General features: G+C 73.2%; 13 protein-coding genes. 7 read left to right on the top strand and 6 right to left on the bottom strand.

The window, feature by feature from the left end; all coding sequences use genetic code 11:
* Nucleotides 1-74 precede the first annotated feature (74 nt).
* Together J1792_RS15540 and J1792_RS15545 are read right to left on the bottom strand one after the other, a co-directional pair.
* Nucleotides 75-2,750 (bottom strand): winged helix-turn-helix domain-containing protein, encoded by a 2,676-nt coding sequence (locus J1792_RS15540; protein WP_207247497.1) that lies wholly within the window; start codon nucleotides 2,748-2,750, stop codon nucleotides 75-77.
* Between the two features lie 102 nt (nucleotides 2,751-2,852).
* Nucleotides 2,853-3,524: a hypothetical protein gene (locus tag J1792_RS15545; protein WP_207247845.1), complete on the bottom strand. Its 672-nt coding sequence runs from the start codon at nucleotides 3,522-3,524 to the stop codon at nucleotides 2,853-2,855.
* A 386-nt stretch (nucleotides 3,525-3,910) separates the two neighbouring features.
* Here J1792_RS15545 and J1792_RS15550 point away from each other — a divergent pair, with 386 nt between their 5' ends.
* A complete protein-coding gene (locus J1792_RS15550) occupies nucleotides 3,911-4,288 on the top strand; it encodes a hypothetical protein (protein WP_086566743.1) in 378 nt (125 codons plus the stop codon).
* Nucleotides 4,289-4,314: 26 nt separating this feature from the next.
* On the opposite strand, the gene J1792_RS15555 is transcribed toward J1792_RS15550, so the two are convergent.
* Entirely contained in the window at nucleotides 4,315-5,208 is an 894-nt protein-coding gene (locus J1792_RS15555) for an endonuclease/exonuclease/phosphatase family protein (protein ID WP_086566812.1), read from the bottom strand.
* A 193-nt stretch (nucleotides 5,209-5,401) separates the two neighbouring features.
* Between J1792_RS15555 and J1792_RS15560 the strand changes: the two genes are divergently transcribed.
* Nucleotides 5,402-6,466 carry a cobalamin-independent methionine synthase II family protein gene (locus tag J1792_RS15560; RefSeq protein WP_086566744.1) on the top strand — a complete coding sequence of 355 codons (1,065 nt, stop codon included), beginning with the start codon at nucleotides 5,402-5,404 and terminating at the stop codon, nucleotides 6,464-6,466.
* Nucleotides 6,467-6,686: 220 nt separating this feature from the next.
* A complete protein-coding gene (locus J1792_RS15565; protein ID WP_086566746.1) occupies nucleotides 6,687-7,448 on the top strand; it encodes a hypothetical protein in 762 nt (253 codons plus the stop codon).
* Nucleotides 7,449-7,473: 25 nt separating this feature from the next.
* Here J1792_RS15565 and J1792_RS15570 read toward each other — a convergent pair whose 3' ends face one another.
* A complete protein-coding gene (locus J1792_RS15570) occupies nucleotides 7,474-7,806 on the bottom strand; it encodes a hypothetical protein (RefSeq protein WP_086566748.1) in 333 nt (110 codons plus the stop codon).
* A 78-nt stretch (nucleotides 7,807-7,884) separates the two neighbouring features.
* On the opposite strand from J1792_RS15570, the gene J1792_RS15575 reads away from it, so the two are divergent.
* Complete coding sequence (locus J1792_RS15575) at nucleotides 7,885-8,325, top strand: hypothetical protein (protein WP_207247498.1); 441 nt, start codon at nucleotides 7,885-7,887, stop codon at nucleotides 8,323-8,325.
* A 4-nt stretch (nucleotides 8,326-8,329) separates the two neighbouring features.
* On the opposite strand, the gene J1792_RS15580 is transcribed toward J1792_RS15575, so the two are convergent.
* Together J1792_RS15580 and J1792_RS15585 are read right to left on the bottom strand one after the other, a co-directional pair.
* The gene (locus tag J1792_RS15580) at nucleotides 8,330-10,297 is read right to left on the bottom strand and encodes a transglycosylase domain-containing protein (protein WP_207247499.1); all 1,968 of its coding nucleotides are present in this window, start codon (nucleotides 10,295-10,297) and stop codon (nucleotides 8,330-8,332) included.
* A gap of 172 nt (nucleotides 10,298-10,469) precedes the next feature.
* Complete coding sequence (locus tag J1792_RS15585) at nucleotides 10,470-12,500, bottom strand: M6 family metalloprotease domain-containing protein (protein WP_207247500.1); 2,031 nt, start codon at nucleotides 12,498-12,500, stop codon at nucleotides 10,470-10,472.
* 305 nt (nucleotides 12,501-12,805) lie between these two features.
* Here J1792_RS15585 and qcrB point away from each other — a divergent pair, with 305 nt between their 5' ends.
* The 3 genes from qcrB (at nucleotide 12,806) to J1792_RS15600 (ending at nucleotide 16,030) form a co-directional block, all read left to right on the top strand.
* Nucleotides 12,806-14,488 carry a cytochrome bc1 complex cytochrome b subunit gene (gene qcrB / locus J1792_RS15590; RefSeq protein ID WP_086566754.1) on the top strand — a complete coding sequence of 561 codons (1,683 nt, stop codon included), beginning with the start codon at nucleotides 12,806-12,808 and terminating at the stop codon, nucleotides 14,486-14,488.
* A gap of 32 nt (nucleotides 14,489-14,520) precedes the next feature.
* On the top strand, nucleotides 14,521-14,829 hold the full coding sequence (locus J1792_RS15595; protein ID WP_143587569.1) for a hypothetical protein: 309 nt from the start codon (nucleotides 14,521-14,523) through the stop codon (nucleotides 14,827-14,829).
* A gap of 94 nt (nucleotides 14,830-14,923) precedes the next feature.
* The gene (locus J1792_RS15600) at nucleotides 14,924-16,030 is read left to right on the top strand and encodes a PP2C family protein-serine/threonine phosphatase (protein WP_245872104.1); all 1,107 of its coding nucleotides are present in this window, start codon (nucleotides 14,924-14,926) and stop codon (nucleotides 16,028-16,030) included.
* Nucleotides 16,031-16,057: the final 27 nt, after the last annotated feature.

A 16,057-nucleotide genomic window follows, 5' to 3' on the forward strand; every position in this document is an offset into this window, starting at 1 on the left:
CGGCGTATGCATCGGGACACTCTCAGCTTCGCCACCCCGGCGGGCCGCCCGCATCGCCCGTAACGGGTGAGTCGTCAGAGGATGTGCAGCTCCTTGCCGCGTTCGACGGCGGCGCGGCGGCGCGAGACGCAGAGCTTGTGGTAGATGCTGCGCAGGTGCGTCTTGACGGTGTTGGCCGACAGGTGCAGTTCCGCCGCGATCTCGTCCGTGGACAGCATCCGCGCCACACAGGCGAGCACCTCCCGCTCACGGCCGCTGAGCGGCTCCACGAGCGCCGGTACGGGCGCGGGGGCGCGCACCTCGTGGCCGTCGGCCCGTGGCGGGGGCCAGGGCGCGGCCGAGGCCCCGTCGTGGCCGGAGGTCCCGTCGAGCAGCGGCGGCAGCCAGGCACCGGCCTCGGCGAAGGGCCTGCGCAGCCCCTCGGGCCGGGCGTCCTCCAGGGCCCGGCCGAGCAGGCGGCGGGCGTCGGCCGGGTCGCCCTCGAGGGCCGCGGCGTGGGCGCGCAGCAGCGCGACGCGGACCCGGTCCGGCAGGTCCAGCCGGTACGAGCGGTCGGCGTGCCCGGCCAGCCGCAGCGCCCGCCCGGTGCGTCCCGCGGCGAGGTGGGCGGAGGCCAGGGCGACGACGAGTGCGGGCCCGTCCGTCCCCGCCTCGTGCAGGGCGTCGGCGGCGCCCTCGGCGTCGCCGTGGGCCAGGAGGACGGCGGAGCGTTCCAGGGCGAGACGCTCGGCGGCCCACGCCCCCCGGGGCGGGCCGTGTGCGTCGAGGGCGGCCAGGGCCGCCTCCGCCCTTCCGCGGGCGGCCTCCGCCCGGCAGTGCAGGACGGCGCTCCAGGCCGCCGTCACCGGGTCGTCGTCGCCTCCGGGGCAGGTCTCGGCCTCCTCCAGGTGGCGGCGTGCGGTGCCGTGGTCGTCGCGCTCCCAGGCCACCATGGCGAGGGCCAGGTGGCCGGCCGCGCGGCGGCGGCCGGGAGGCACGCCGTGCCGGTCGCCGAGCTCCAGGGAACGCGAGGCGTGGTCCTGTGCGGCGCCGAGCGCGCCCTCGGCGCTCTCGGTGAGCGCGAGCATCCCGAGGGCCTCGTGCCGGATCAGGGCCGTGGTCTCGGCGGAGCAGGCCTCGACGGCGGCGGCGAAGTGCCGGCGCGCCTCGTCGACGCGGCCGGCGCACAGCAGCGCGCGGGCGAGCCCCAGGCACCGCAGCGCCTCGAGCTCGGGGTGCGCCTCGATCAGTGCGGGGTGCGCCTGACCCGCGAGCTCCTGGACGGCGCGGGAGGCCTCCAGGGCGTCCGCGCAGGCCTCGTCCGGCCCGCTCAGGAGCCGTAGCAGCGCGTGGGAGAGCCTCACCTCCACCGCCGGGCGCCCGCGCCCGTCCCGCAGGTGGCGTTCGGCCTCCGCGAGCCACCGGCGGCAGGCGGCGACGTCGTGCCGCGCCAGGCGGCGGCCGGCGGCCAGCAGGGCGGCTTCGGCGCCCGGGAGGTCCGCGGGCAGGTGGCGGAGCACGTCGTCGAGCCGCTCCGCCTCGGGCCCGGCGAGCAGGGCCGTGACCGGCGAGTGGCGGACGGCCTCCCGCGCGCAGAACCGCCAGTCCCCGGCGGCCGCCGCGTGTTCCAGGGCCTCGGCGACCTGCCCGGACCCGGCCAGCCGGCGCGCGGCGCGGGCGTGCAGCCGCGGCGCGAGCCCGGGCCGCTCGGTCTCCAGGTACGTCCGCAGGACCGCCGCGTACAGAGGATGCAGGCGGTACCACGAGGCCCCGGTGTCCGGTCCGGGTGAGGGGCCGGCCTCGACGAAGGCGTTGACGCGGGCGAGCCCGGACAGGATCCGCTCGGCGTCCCGGCGCCCCGTCAGCGCGTTCGCCAGGCCCGGGGTGACGGGGTCGAGGATGCTGGCCCGTATCAGCAGTTCCCGCGCGTCGGGGTGGCGTGGGCCGAGGGCCTCGGCGAGCAGGTAGCCGGTGACGGCGTGTTCGGGCGCGGCGGGGGAGCGTGCGAAGCCGTCCGGGTCGTCGGACCGCCGCATGGCGAGGGCGCACAGCCTCAGGCCCGCGGCCCAGCCCTCGGTGCGGCCGGTCAGGGTGCGCACGGCGTCCTCGCCCGGCGTCAGGCCGTGCCGCCGCAGGAGCTCCGCCGCCTCGCGTGGGGTGAAGACCAGGTCGGCGCCCCGGATCTCGGTCAGCCGGTCCTCCGCGCGGTAGCGGTGCAACGGCAGCGGCGGGTCGGACCTGCCGGTCAGCACCAGCCGGAGCCGTGGCCCGGCGTGGGCGAGGAGGAACTCCAGGCCGGCCGGCACGTCCCGTCCGGGCAGCTTCTCGAAGCCGTCGAGGACGAGCACCACCGGCTCGGGCAGCCGTTCCACGGCCTCCGCGAGCGCGTCCGGCAGGGACCGGCCGGCGCTCCGGAGGCGGGTCGCGGCGACCGGGTCGAGGGGCAGGGCGGGCAGAGCCCGCCGCAGGGCCTCGGCCACACCGGACCAGAAGACTCCGGGGGCGTTGTCGTGCGTGTCCAGCGTCAGCCAGGCCACCGGCCCGGGCCGGCGGCAGGTCTCCGAGCGGGCCCAGGCGGCCACGAGCGTCGTCTTGCCGGACCCGGCGGGGCCCGTGACGAGGGTCAGGGGCCCGTTCGCACCGTCGGTGAGCCGGTCCAGGAGCCGCTGTCTGCGGACGTGGGCGCGGGGAAGGGCCGGGGCCGAGAACCGCGCGGCAGGCAGCGGATCCCCGCGTTCGTCCCGGGAGTCCGGGAATACGGTCGGGAGCATTCGATCACCACCGTGAGGGGGAGCGCGAGCGCGGTCTCGACCTGCCGTGACCATCTTCGCCCGCCGCCGCCGGTGATCGCCAGGCGAGGGGAGCGCGCGCGGTCAGCGGCGGCGCCCACCGCCGCCGCCGGAGCGCGGCCGCAGCATGGCGGCCGCCAGGACGGCCGGTGCGGTGATCATCAGCGTGAGCGTGACCATCGACGTGCCGCGGACCGGCGGCTTCCCCAGCGCCGCGACGTAGTGGCGGCGCACACGGTGAGGAGCGAGCCGCACGCGCGCGGGCGATACGACCTTCGCCGCCACCGGCGGGGCGGACGGCGGCGGCGGAGGCTCCGCGACGAGGGCCGCCGCTTCGGGCGCGGCGGGGACGGGCGCGGGCGCGGGGCGTACGGGCGTGACACGGGGCGGAGGCGGCTGCGGGGGAGCGGGCGCGGGCGGCGGGGCCACCGGCGGTGCCGGGAGCCGGCGCACCGGCAGGGCCGGGCGCGGCCTTCCGCACGCGGGCCACCATCCGATGTCGGCGGCGACCAGGCGCGTGGTGACGCTCAGACACCCCGCACCACCGTCGGTGACCCGCGCGCGCACGGCGCCGCCCGGCACGGCGACCTCCAGCACGCCCACGTCCGGACGGGACGGTGCGAGCGCCGGCAGCGCGCGCGGCAGGCTCCCGGCGACGGCGCTCAGCGACACGCCGCCGGCCTCCGCCCGTAGCCCCGCCTCGCCCGCGACCGCCGCGCCGGCCGGGGCGAGCCCGGCCGTAACCGTCAAGACCACAACGCCAGTTCTCAGCCATCCCCTCACCCGGAACAGCTTGCACATCCCCGGGCGCCCGCGGCCGCGATCGGCCGATGATTCCTCCGATGGGCGGAAGATCGGCCCGGCGTGCTGCCGCGCGAAGGCCCCGTACGCGGTCGTCCCCCGCCGGCCGGGCACGCGGCGGGGACGCGGCGCGCGGCCGAGCAACCCCGCTGCTATCCCGGGGAAGTTACGGGCGGCCACCGCCGGGCCCAAGGGGTGGCGGACGCGCCGGGACTCAACCGCGCGGGTGACAAATCACCGCCATTGCGCTGTCAACAAACAGCGGACGGCCCCGGTCGCGCGACGATACCCGGGACCGAGGCTCATCAGCCCCTCGGACCATGTCTCTGTACGGAGGACCCATGTACGCTGCCGAGCTGGCTGCCAAGCTTGTCGAGCCCAGTGCCGAGGAAGAGCGCCTGGCCGAGGACTACGTCACGATCCTCGGCACGGTGTCCGCCATGGACCAGGCGATCCGCGAGGGCGACTGGAGGCGGGCGCGGGAGGAGGCCGACCAGCTCATGAGCGCCGCCGAGGAGATGTGGTCGGCCCTCTCCGAGCCCGACGCCTACGACGGGACGGACGACTCGCCCGTCGAGGCCGACCCCCTGAAGGTCCGCCAGCTCGTCGCCGTCTACGCCCGCCCCCACGAGGTCGGCCGCGCCCTCTACCCCGCCGACCTGATCGCGGACCCGGAGCTGCGCACCGCGGTGGAGACCGAGGACCTGGCCCCCTGCTGACCGCGGGCCGGCGCGCCGGCGGCCGGTCAGAGCTCGACGAGCGCCTGGACGGGGAGGTGGTCGCTGGGGAAGCGGCCGTCCTCGGAGAACGTGTTGATGCCGGCCCTGAGCGTGCGGGCCGAGGGGGACACCAGGATCCAGTCGACGCGGTCCCCGTCCGGTACCAGCGGCCGGTAGCCGTGGAACGTGGCGTACTGCCGGCCGCGCTCGGCGGCGTCGTCCCAGGTGTCCTTCAGCGTGCCGTGGTCCAGCATCGTGTCGTAGACGGGATTGCGGTGGGCGGCGACGTTGAAGTCGCCGGTCACGACGCGGGGGAGGGACGGATCGAGCCCCCGCAGCCTGCTGCTGATCAGTTCCGCGCCGCGTTCGCGGGCGTACTGGTGGGCGTGGTCGAGATGGGTGTTGAGCGCGTAGAACCGCCCCCCGGTGCGCCGGTCGGCGAAGCGGACCCAGCTCGCCATGCGGACGACGGTGTTGCCCCAGGTGGCCGAGCCGATCAGGGCCGGGGTGTCGGAGAGCCAGAAGTGGTCGTACTCCTCGGGCGTGAGCCGGTCGGTGTCGTAGAGGACGGCCGTGAACTCGTCGTGACTGCCGCCGGCCCGGCCCAGTCCGATCCAGGCGTAGCGCGCGCCGAGGTCGTCGACGATGTCCCGCAGCTGCCCGTGGAGCCCCTCCTGCGTCCCCAGCAGGTGGGGCTTCTCGCGTCGCAGGAGGCGGCGCATGACGGGCCGGCGCTCGGACCAGGGGTGCGGGCCCGTCTCGGAGGCGTAGCGCAGGTTGAAGCTCATCACCCGCAGCGCCCGCCGGCGGTCCGGCGACGGGGTGGCGGAGGCGGAGGCGACGGCGGTGGCCTGGGTGGCGGCCACCGCCGCGGCCGCCGCGTGCAGGGCGGTACGACGGCTGAACGGCGGTCTCGGCACGGATACGGGCACGGTGCCCTCCCGGTGCGGGCTCGGCAGCAGGCGTAACCTTCCTTCCCGGAAGGCGGGTTCCCGTAATCACGCCCTGGGCGGCCGGCCCACGATGGCCGGAAACCACCGTCGCGGTCACGCGAACGGTGCGGAGTTCACCTGTGCGATTGCCGGGTTACCGCCCGTTACCTAGCCTCCCCGCGTGACCATTCCCACCGAGCCCATCGGCAGCATCCCCCGCCCCGCGGAGCTGCTGGCCGCCATGGCGGCCCACGCCTCCGGCGAGATCGGCGACGCCGAGCTCGCCGCCGCCCAGGACCAAGCGGTCCGCGACACCATCCACCGCCTGGAGGAGACCGGCTCGCCGGTCGTCACCGACGGCGAGCAGGCCAAGCCGAGCTTCGCGACCTATCCCGTCGCGGGGCTCGACCGGCTGTCGCCCGACGGCGTCGTCATCCCCTTCGCCGACGGCCACCAGCGGCAGCTGCCCCGGCTGACGGGCGGGCCGTTCCGTTACGCCGTCCACGCCGACGGGTATCTGCGGGCCGCTCTGCGGCACGCGGGCGTGCCGGTCAAGCAGGCCGTCATCGCCCCCTCGGCGCTGAGCCTGCTCTACCCCGCCGACGGCATCGAGGGCTACCCCCGCGAGAGGTTCCTGGACGACCTGGCGACCGAGGCTGAGACGGACATCCGCCGCTGCCTGGAGGCCGGCGCGCACGTCGTCCAGCTCGACTTCACCGAGGGACGGCTCTCGCTCAAGCTGGACCCGTCCGGCGGCGTGCTCGAGCAGTTCGTCGCGCTCAACAACCGGGTCCTGGAGCGGTTCTCCGACGCCGAGCGGGCGCGGATCGGGGTGCACACCTGCCCGGGCGGCGACCAGGACTCCACCCACAGCGCCGACGTCGACTACGCGGCGCTCCTGCCCAGGCTGCTGCAGCTCAAGGCCGGCGCCTTCTACGTCCAGCTCGCGAGTGAACCCGAACCGGACAAGGTGCTCGGGGTCATCGCCGAGCACCTGCCGGCCGCCGCGCGGGTGTTCGTCGGCGTGACCGACCCGATCGACCCGCGTGTCGAGACGCCGGAGGAGGTGCGCGACCGGGTCCTCGCCGCGGCCCGGCACCTGCCCGTGGAGCGCCTGGGCACGTGCGACGACTGCGGGTTCTCCCCCTTCGCCGACGACACCTCCACCTCGCGCGACACCGCGTTCGCCAAGATCAGGGCTCGCGTCGAGGGAACCGCCCTGGCCGCGCAGGACCTGGGACTCTGACGGCCGCAGCGGCCCGCATGCCGGACGTCCGCCCCGGCGGCTCTCGTCGCCGGGGCGGACGCCGAGCGGGCGCGGGCCGGCTCCCGGGCGTCACCGACGACGTCTGGAATCCACGGTTGAAGGCCCGATTCCGGGTGACATCACATAGCTGCCTACGCTGAATCCTCTTGGAACGCAAGCCGGTTGGCGCGCCCACTCTTCCTGTGCCATAAAGGGTGACATGGCGGATACGTTCAGGAACGCGGAGGCCGAAGTAAAGATCATCGTTTCCGGTGGAACGGCCGAGCGGGCGCGCCGGGCGCTCGGGCTGGACGCCGCGGACGGAAAGCGTCTGACCGTCTACTTCTGGGACAGGCCATGGGCTGACGGCGACGACATCCGCCTCCCCCTCTCGGAGGGCGGGGCCATCATCCGGCTCCGCCGGCCCGCGAAGGGCGACAAGGGCGACCTCACGGCGAAACTGCGCCCGTGCGATCCGGACGCCCTTCCCTCCTGCTGGCGCGAGAACCGCGACGGCAAGGGGTGGGAGTTCAAGATCGAGGAGGACTGGAGCGGTCGCGACCGCGTCTGGGCGGCCTCACTGAAGGTGGACGGCGACTTCGAGCGCCCCCTGGACGACGACGGCGGGAAGAAGCGCTCGCGCGGGCCCCGGCTGACCCCGGAGCAGCGGGACCTGCTGGCGAGCGCCGAGATCAGCGACGGCGACCTCGAGGACCTCGTGGCGCTCGGCCCGGTCCGGGCCATCAAGTGGAAGCCCAGCCGCCGGGACCTGATCCACCCGCTCATCGCGGAGTTCTGGAGCGTCGGCGACGACCTGCGCTTCCTGGAGCTGTCCCTGCGCACCCGGCACTCGGAGGCCCCCCAGGCCCAGGAGCTGCTGGAGCGCACCATGCTGGAGCGCGGCCTGCGGCCGTCCTCGCGGCAGGCCCCCAAGACCCAGACCGTCCTGACCGCACTCGCCCGGGACCACCTGAACCGCTAGGGCGCGTCCGAAGGACCGGTACCGCTCAGCACCGAGTGCCGTCCATGACGCGCACCTTCAGTACGTCCTTGTCGCAGTGGACGATCTCGAGAGCGCGGCCCGGCCGGTCCGTCCCGGGGAAGGAGACGACGAGCGTGCGCCCGTCCTCGGACGCCCACCGGCCGACCACCTCGCCGGGCACGTCGCGGCTGCCGATGGGCCGGTCGACGAAGGTGCCGTCGGGGACGATCTCCATGCCCCGGCGGCCGCGCGCGGGCGGCAGGGGGTGGCCGCCGGGGCGGTAGACGGTCACACCCTCGGCGTCCTCCTCGTAGGAGTGCACCCACCGCCGGAAGAGTTCGGGAGGCAGCTCGCTCATGCCTCCACCATCGCACGCGGCCGCCTTCCGCCCCGGGCGCCGAGCCGTGCCGCCGGCCGGGTGCGACATGATTCCGTCATGCGATACGACGACGCCCTCATCGGCCACTGGAGCAGCGCCCCCTTCGACTACGGCGTGATGGAGGGCAGCGACCTCGCCTTCCTGCCCGACGGCCGCGGCTGGTCGGTCCTCGCCAACCTGGCCGGGATGTCCGTCACCCGCTTCCGCTGGCACTGCCCGGCCCCCGGGCGGCTGGAGATACGGGGGGAATGGTCCGCCGGCGGAGAGTGGGAGGCGTCCACCGGAGGATTCTCCTCGGTGGACGAACAGGGTCCCCGTCAGTTCGTCACCGTCACCGGCTACACCATCGGCCAGGAGGAGACCGCCGTGGGCGAGCCGGTGCCGGTGACGGCCGTGCACTTCGACGAACCGGTGGAGTTCACCACCCTCTACGCCCGGGGCGCCCGCGACATCGCGCCCGCCCAGGACCCGTCGTACGCCCTGCGCCCGTACGCCTGACGGGTCACCGGGCGCTCGTGTAGTCCGCCCAGATGCGGGCAGGGAAGACGTTGCCGCGCTGCGTCGTGTCGCCGCCCACGTCCGACATGGGCAGCAGCCGCGGCTCGTCGGGCGAGGTACGGAACATCATCACGGCGGTGGAGAGCTCGTCCGTGGCGCCCACGAACCACGCCGACCTCAGCCGGTCCTGATCGCCCGTCCGGCCGGCCGCGAAGGAGCCGATCCGTTCGGCCGCGTCGGCGTCCATGTCGGCCGCGCTCTTCGTGCCGGCCTCGCGCAGGGTGTCCGCGACCCGGTCCGCCACGTCCTTCTCCAGCGCACGCCGGGGCTTCGCCCTGCTCTCGAACCCGCCGATGGACGTGCCGTCCTTGAGGAGCCTGGTCACGGAGTAGGGGTCGTTCTGCAGGCCGTGGCGGACGAAGGTGCCGTACGCGTCCGCCATGCGGATCGCGCTCGGCGTCGAGGTGCCGACGGGGAAGGTCTGCTCCAGCTCGGCCATGCTCTCCTTGAGCAGGCCGGTGTTGACGGCGGTCTCCCGCACCTTCTCCAGGCCGACGTCCCGGCCCAGCGTGACGTAGGTGGCGTTGCCGCCGGTCGTCAGGGCCTGGCGCAGCGTGGGGTGGGAGTCGTCGGGCCCGGCTCCGTCCGAGGCGGTGCGCAGTGCGCCGTCGTCCCCGTAGTAGGTGTCGGGCGACACGTCCTGCCGGTCGCCGCCGCGGGGGCGTGCGCCGTTCTCGAGGGCGGAGGCCAGCACGAAGGGCTTGAAGGCGGAGCCCACCGGTACGCCGGACGTGTCGGCGTTGTTGGTGAAGTGCTTGGTGGCGTCGGGGCCGCCGTAGAGGGCGAGGATCGCCCCGTCGGAGGGGCGCACCGAGGCGGCTCCGACCTGGACGCCCTTGTCGGCCTCACGCTTGCCGGGGTCGATGTTCTTGCTGAGCACGCCCTCCACCGCCGTGCTCAGTTTGCGCATGCGGTTCTTGTCGAAGGTCGTGTAGATCTTGTAGCCGCCGTGGGCGAGTTCCTGGTCGGTGAGCAGGGTGCGCTGCTTGATGTATTTGTTGGCGACGTCGACGAGGTATCCGGTCTGGCCGCCGAGGTTGGTGGACGTGGACTGCTTGCGCGGCTCGGGGAACGTCCGGTAGGCGTCCCGGTCCGCCCGGGACATCAGGCCCACCTTGACCTGCCGGTCGAGGATCCACTTCCAGCGGTCCACCGCCCGGTCGTGGTTGCTCGCGCTGGTGGAGGGGTCGTAGAGCTCGGCGCCCTTGAGGAGCGCGGCGAGCATGGCGCCCTGGCTCGGGTCGAGCTTCTTGGCGGGTATGCCGTAGTAGGCCTGTGCGGCGGCCTCGATTCCGTAGGCGCCGCGCCCGAACCAGCTGGTGTTGAGGTACCCCTGGAGGATCTCCTGCTTGCTCTTGGTCCGGTCGACCTTCAGGGAGATGACGAATTCCTTCACCTTCCGGGAGACGGTCTGCTCCTGGGAGAGGTAGGTGTTCTTCACGTACTGCTGTGTGATGGTCGATCCGCCCTGGGTCTCCTCGCCCTGGACCGCGCTGGCGGCGGCCCGGACGATGCCCTGGAACGAGACGCCGGAATCCCGGTAGAAGCTCTCGTTCTCGGCGGCTATCACCGCGTTCTCGACGGAGTCCGGCACGTCCGACAGGCGGACGATATTGCGGTTGAGCGCTCCCAGGCTCACCATCTGGCTGCCGTCCGACCAGTAGTAGGTGTTGGCCTCCTGGCGGGCCGCCGCGTTCTCGTCGGGGATGTCGAACGCGGCGTAGGCCCACGCGAACAGGCCGGCCAGGCAGCCCACGCACAGCGTCACGACGCACAGGACCTGCCGCCAGGAGGGAAGCCAGCGCCGTAGCCGGCCTCGGCCGCGGCGTGGGTAGTCGATGAACCGTTTGCGGGTCGTGGCGTCCTTCGTGCGGTGCCGGCGGGGGCGGGGGGTGTTCCGGTGCTTGCTCAAGTGTCAGTCGCTCCTCGACGAGGGGGGCTCACGCGGGAAATCGGTGACATCGAGTAAGACGATCTTGAACGGGTTACCGGTTGGCCGGTTTAGATGATCGTTGTGTGACGGCTCCGGTCACCCCGCGGGCCCCCGGCCGGCGCACGGCCGGGGGCCCGCGGGGTGACTCTTCTCACCTCCCGGACGTGGTGAGGGAGCAGGTGGCCTTGGCGGTGCGGTTCGGGTCGCTCTCCGAGCGCGCGGTGAGCGTGACCTTGCCGCTGCGGTCGGCGCCCGCCTTCGCGCTCACGGCGACGTCGACCGGGACCGAGGTGCCGGCGGCCGCGGTGGTGAGGCGGTTGGGCAGCCAGGCCGACCAGCCGCGCCCGGAGGCCTCGGTGGACAGGCGGTAGACGTCGGAGGAGGCGAGGGCGTCGCCCTGAGGGGCGGGCCTGCCGGTGTTGGCGAGCGCGAAGGTGCACAGGGCGCGGCCGTCCGCCGGCCTGCCCTTCGCCGAGCCCGGGCGGAGCGCGACCCCGCGCTCCTGCGGTCCCGCGCCGTCCAGCGACTTGACGCCGATGTCGTAGGAGAGGACGCCGGCGGCGTCGCGGCGCACGTTGAGGACGTAGAAGCGCAGCCGGTTGGCCTCGTCGACGTACTCGTAGGAGCTGCCGGAGTCGGCCCCGGCGTGGAAGAGGGCGTCGCTGAGCTGGCGGTAGTCACCCATGGTGATCTTCTGCCGGGTGCCGTCGGGGCGGGTGAAGTCGACCAGGCCGATGTCCTCCGGATGCGCGTCGATGACCCAGGCGAACGGGGCCCGGTCCGCGTTCTTGGTCTTGCTCAGCAGGACCCCGTGGTCGGGGGTGAAGGAGTCCATGCCCATGCGGTCGACGACCTCGACGGTGTAGTTGTCGTAGCCGCCGCCGTCGCACAGGGGGTCGGTGGTGCGGTCGCAGGCGGGGGACAGGTCGCGGCCCATGCCGACGTTGACGCCGGCGAGGCCCTGCTGCCCGGGCGGCGCGGAGCGGGCGGTGACGCGGGCGACGACGAGGCCGGAGGTCTTGAGGGCGTCGCGGTCGAGCCGCAGCACGTTCTTGTCGTCGACGATGCCCAGCTTCATCTTGTCCCGCAGGACGTGCTGGGAGCCCATGGAGCCGCCGGCCGCGGCGGGGATTTGCCAGCGGGTGTGGGGGCCGCCGGGGCCGTTGAAGGAGCCGCGCGAGAGCATGCTCCAGATGCCGGTGTAGGCGCGGCTGAGGGGCGTGCCGTAGGGGTTGTTGTAGTTGTCGCCGATGCCCAGGATGTGGCTGAGCTCGTGGGCGAACGTGGCCATGCCGGAGCTCTCGGCCTGGGTGGACGAGCCGTTCGCGGCGTTGGGCCAGATGCGGGCGGCCGCCTGCCAGGAGGTCCATGGCACGTAGCGCGTGGCGGCGGCGTTGCCCCCGGAGGGGATGGGGGAGGGCGGCCCCCACGCGGCCGGTACGTCCTGTGGGGAGGCGAACTTCATCTGCCCGAACTCCTGCCAGGCCGAGGACTCGTCCACGCCGGCGGTGAGGTAGAAGACGAAGTCGAACTCGCCGGTCTTGCCGGCGCCCACGTCGGCGACCCACGCGCGCTTGCCGTCGGCGCGGATGTCCTTGCCGCAGGTGTCGCCGCGCGGGCAGGCGCCGGGGTTCATGCCGGGCTCGATGCCGTATTGGTACGACTTCCACGGCATGCGGTAGACGCCGAAGGCCGTCAGGTCGACGCCGAGGCGGCCGCCGGAATCCTCCATCCAGTACTCGTTGATGGTGTGGCCGTGGTTGAGCGGGCCGGGCTTGTTGAGGAAGTCCCGGTAGAAGCCGGGCAGGCGCTCGCGGGGCACGTTCGAGGCGGCGGGCAGCGGATTGCCGAACCGGGCGGAGCCGGCCGGTTTGCTGACCGAGAACTCCTCGTCGGGGTAGTCCAGGAGGACCAGCGCGCCCTTGAACGTGCGGCGGGTGGGCTTGACGTCGGGGTTCGCCCAGTCGGTGCCGGGCACCGCGCGGTACTCGGCCCAGGTCATGTCGTCCGGACTGCGCCAGTGCTGAGGGTCGATCGGCTGGACGAGGGGCGGCCGGACCCGGGGGGCGACGTCCGGTGCGGCCCCGGCGGGGCCGGCCGCGACGGCGGCCAGGGTGCCGAAGAGCGCGGCGAGGACGCCCGTTCGGCGTAATCGGCGGGTGCCTCTGTGGCGGATGGACAAGGCTCACCTCTTGCCGGGAGTGGACGGATGGGGACATGACAAGCAAGGTGACGGCTGTGGCCCTCGCGGTCAAGGTAGGGCGGGGAGGGGGGTGACGCCAGAGTGCCTGCGGGACATTCCTGAGGCGGCGTGAACCCGGCCCGCCGCCGCCCCTTCACCCACCCCGACACTCTTCGCAAATCACGCATGCTGCGGCTGAAAGGGTGGAAGATGGGCCACGGCGTCAGAAATGGCGGTTTTCCCTAAATTCGCTAAGAAGGGGCAGGCAGGCAGATGCCGCCCATCAGGGTCCGGGAGCGCAGCGCATGACCAACACCCCACACACCACTGCGGCCGGACGGGGTTCCACCGCCCAGGCGTCGAGGGGGGAGAGGCTCGCGACCTGGGCCGACGGCCGCGTCGGCCTCTTCTCGCTCGCCAAGTCGAACCTGCGCAAGATCTTTCCCGACCACTGGTCCTTCATGCTGGGAGAGGTCGCCCTCTACTCGTTCCTCATCATCATCCTGACCGGTGTCTACCTGACGCTGTTCTTCAAGCCGAGCATGGACGAGGTCGTCTACCACGGTCAGTACGCCCCGCTGGACGGCGTCATGATGTCCCAGGCGTACAAGTCGACGGTCGACATCAGCTTCGACATCCGGGGCGGCCTGCTCCTGCGGCAGTTGCACCACTGGGCGGCGCTCGTCTTCATCATGGCGATGCTGGTGCACATGATGCGCGTCTTCTTCACCGGCGCGTTCCGCAAGCCCCGCGAGCTCAACTGGCTGATCGGAGCGGGCCTGTTGATCCTCGGCATGTTCGACGGATTCATGGGCTACTCGCTCCCGGACGACCTGCTGTCCGGCACCGGCATCCGCTTCATGGAGGGCGCGATCCTCTCCCTGCCGATCGTGGGCACCTATCTGGTGTTCTTCATCTTCGGCGGCCAGTTCCCCGGCACCATCTGGGTGCCGCGCATGTTCACCGTCCATGTGCTGCTGATCCCCGGCATCATGCTGGGCCTGCTCGTCGCCCACCTGATCCTGGTCTTCTTCCACAAGCACACCCAGGGCTACGGGCCGGGCAGGACCAACAAGAACGTCGTCGGCATGCCCCTGATGCCGGTCTACATGGCCAAGGCGGGCGGCTTCTTCTTCCTCGTCACCGGCGTACTGGCCGTCTTCTCCGCCATCGCGCAGGTCAACCCGATCTGGTCGTACGGCCCCTACCGCCCGGACCAGGTCACCACCGACGCGCAGCCCGACTGGTATATGGGCTACTCCGAGGGCCTCATCCGCGTCATGCCCGGCTGGGAGATCAACTTCCTTGGACACACCCTGGTGCTGGGCGTGCTCATCCCGCTGATGGTCTTCCCCCTGATCCTGCTCGCGCTGTGGCTCTATCCCTTCTTCGAGGCCTGGCTCACCGGCGACCAGCGCGAGCACCACATCACCGAGCGGCCCCGCAACAACCCCAACCGCACCGCCTTCGGCGCGGCCTGGATCTCGGAGTACGCGCTCCTCCTGGTCGGAGGCGGCAACGACCTCTTCGCCACGCACTTCCACCTCTCGCTGAACGCCATCACCTGGACCGTGCGGGTCGGCTTCTTCGTCCTGCCCGTCCTCGTCTTCGTCATCACCAAGAGGTGGTGCCTGGGGCTGCAACGCCGCGACCACGAGAAGGTGTTGCACGGGCGCGAGTCGGGAATCATCGTGCGCAAGCCCCACGGCGAGTTCGTGGAGGTCCACGAGCCGCTGACGCAGTCGAGCCTGTACTCGCTGACCGCCCACGAGCAGTACCAGCCCCTCGAGCTTCCGCCCGAGGTGGACGAGAACGGCATCCGCCGCAAGATCGGCTGGCCGCAGCGGATGCGGGCCGTCCTGTCCAGGGCCTACTTCGGCGAGGGCGGGCAGTACCCGAAGCCCACACCCGCGGAGTACAGGGAGGCCCTGGAGGCCCACGGAGGCCACGGCGCCGAGCACGAACCGGTCACCGAGCGCAGTCACTGACCCGCGACCCCCACTCCCCAGGGCGGTGATCCGTGAGACGTCTGCCGCGAGCCGGCCTGCGCCCGCCGGCGTTCGCACGGCGCCGGCCCTACCCGTACGGACTGCTGGTGCCGGTGGCCAACGTGGCGACGGTGACCGCCGCCGACGAGATCCGCCGGTTCCTCGGCGCCTGGCGGATCCGCTCCACGGTCGCCCCGTACACGCCCCGGCGTCGGCGGCGCGCCCCCGCCCCCTGGACGCTGCAGGTGCTGGTCTTCGCCGACGACGCGGGGCGCGCCAGGCGCCTGGTCAACGACTGGACCCTGCCGGCCGACGCGCCCGACCCGCGGCCGGAGCCCTGAGCCGGCGGGGAATCCCGGCCGGGCGAGCGGCGGTGCGGGGCCGGTCGGACGCGCCGGAGGGGCAGCGGGAGGGCCGGGGCGGTAAGCAGGAGGGGTGAGCCTTCCGGAACCTCTCCCTCGCCCCCGCGGGGTGGTGCGCTACCGCCCCGCCCTGATCGGGGTGCCCCTCGGGCTCATCGCGGTGATCGTGGCACTCGACCTGGTGACCGGCCCGGACATCCACCTGGGGCCGCTGCTCGTGGCCGCGCCGGCGCTCACCGCGGCGTTCGCGGGCCCCCGGCCGACCGCCGCGGTCGGCGCGCTCGCCGTCACGGCCCAGATCATGCTCAGCATCGTCTTCGGCCGCCTGACGGTGCCGGACAACGAGGCGCAGACCGTCGCCCTCTTCCTGGCCACCCTCTTCATCGTGGTCTTCCGCGCCGTCCACGCACGGCACGAGCAGGCGCTCGACCAGGTGCGGTCGGTGGCCGACGTCGCCCAGAAGGTCCTGCTCAGGCCGCTCCCCCCGCACATCGGCCCGCTGACCATCGCCTCGGTGTACGTGGCCGCGGAGGCGGAGGCCCAGATCGGCGGCGACCTCTACGCGGCCGTACGCACCCGGGACGGAACCCGGGTCCTGATCGGCGACGTGCGCGGCAAGGGGCTGACGGCCGTCGGCGACGCCGCCCTGCTGCTGGGCGCCTTCCGCGCGGCGGCGCATCGCTTCCCGCCGTTCCCCCGGCTGGTCGCCCACCTGCAGAACACCGTCTACTGGGACCTGGAGGGGCTGGTCGACGACGACGCGGCGGGGGAGAGCTTCGTGACCGCCCTGGTCCTGGAGATCCCGGACGACGACCCCTCGGTCATTCTGATCAACTGCGGCCACCCGCCGCCCCTGCGCCTGCGCGACGGCGAGGTCGTTCCGCTGATGGTGCGCGAGACCGCCCTCCCGCTGGGCCTGGCCGGCGACATCACGGAGAGCGACTACGAGGCCGAGGCCTTCCCCTACCGGGAGGACGACCTGCTCCTGCTGTACACGGACGGAGTCATCGAGGCCCGCGACTACCGAGGCGTCTTCTATCCGCTCACCGAGCGCCTCGCCGCATGGCGGGAGACCGACCCCCAGCGGCTGGTGAACCGCATCCACACGGACCTGCTCGCGCACACCGGCGGCGCGCTCGACGACGACGTCGCGCTGGTCGCCCTCAAGCGCCGGCCGTGACCGCCGGCCGGCGGGCCGCGCCGGCGG

Origin of the sequence: Streptomyces triculaminicus (assembly GCF_017349075.1) — a bacterium.
Taxonomy (GTDB): domain Bacteria; phylum Actinomycetota; class Actinomycetes; order Streptomycetales; family Streptomycetaceae; genus Streptomyces; species Streptomyces triculaminicus.

Coding starts and splice junctions, on each gene's coding strand:
- J1792_RS15540 (WP_207247497.1), bottom strand. CDS start 2,750: ATGCTCCCGACCGTATTCCCGGACTCCCGGGACGAACGCGGGGATCCG.
- J1792_RS15550 (WP_086566743.1), top strand. CDS start 3,911: ATGTACGCTGCCGAGCTGGCTGCCAAGCTTGTCGAGCCCAGTGCCGAG.
- J1792_RS15565 (WP_086566746.1), top strand. CDS start 6,687: ATGGCGGATACGTTCAGGAACGCGGAGGCCGAAGTAAAGATCATCGTT.
- J1792_RS15570 (WP_086566748.1), bottom strand. CDS start 7,806: ATGAGCGAGCTGCCTCCCGAACTCTTCCGGCGGTGGGTGCACTCCTAC.
- J1792_RS15575 (WP_207247498.1), top strand. CDS start 7,885: ATGCGATACGACGACGCCCTCATCGGCCACTGGAGCAGCGCCCCCTTC.
- qcrB (WP_086566754.1), top strand. CDS start 12,806: ATGACCAACACCCCACACACCACTGCGGCCGGACGGGGTTCCACCGCC.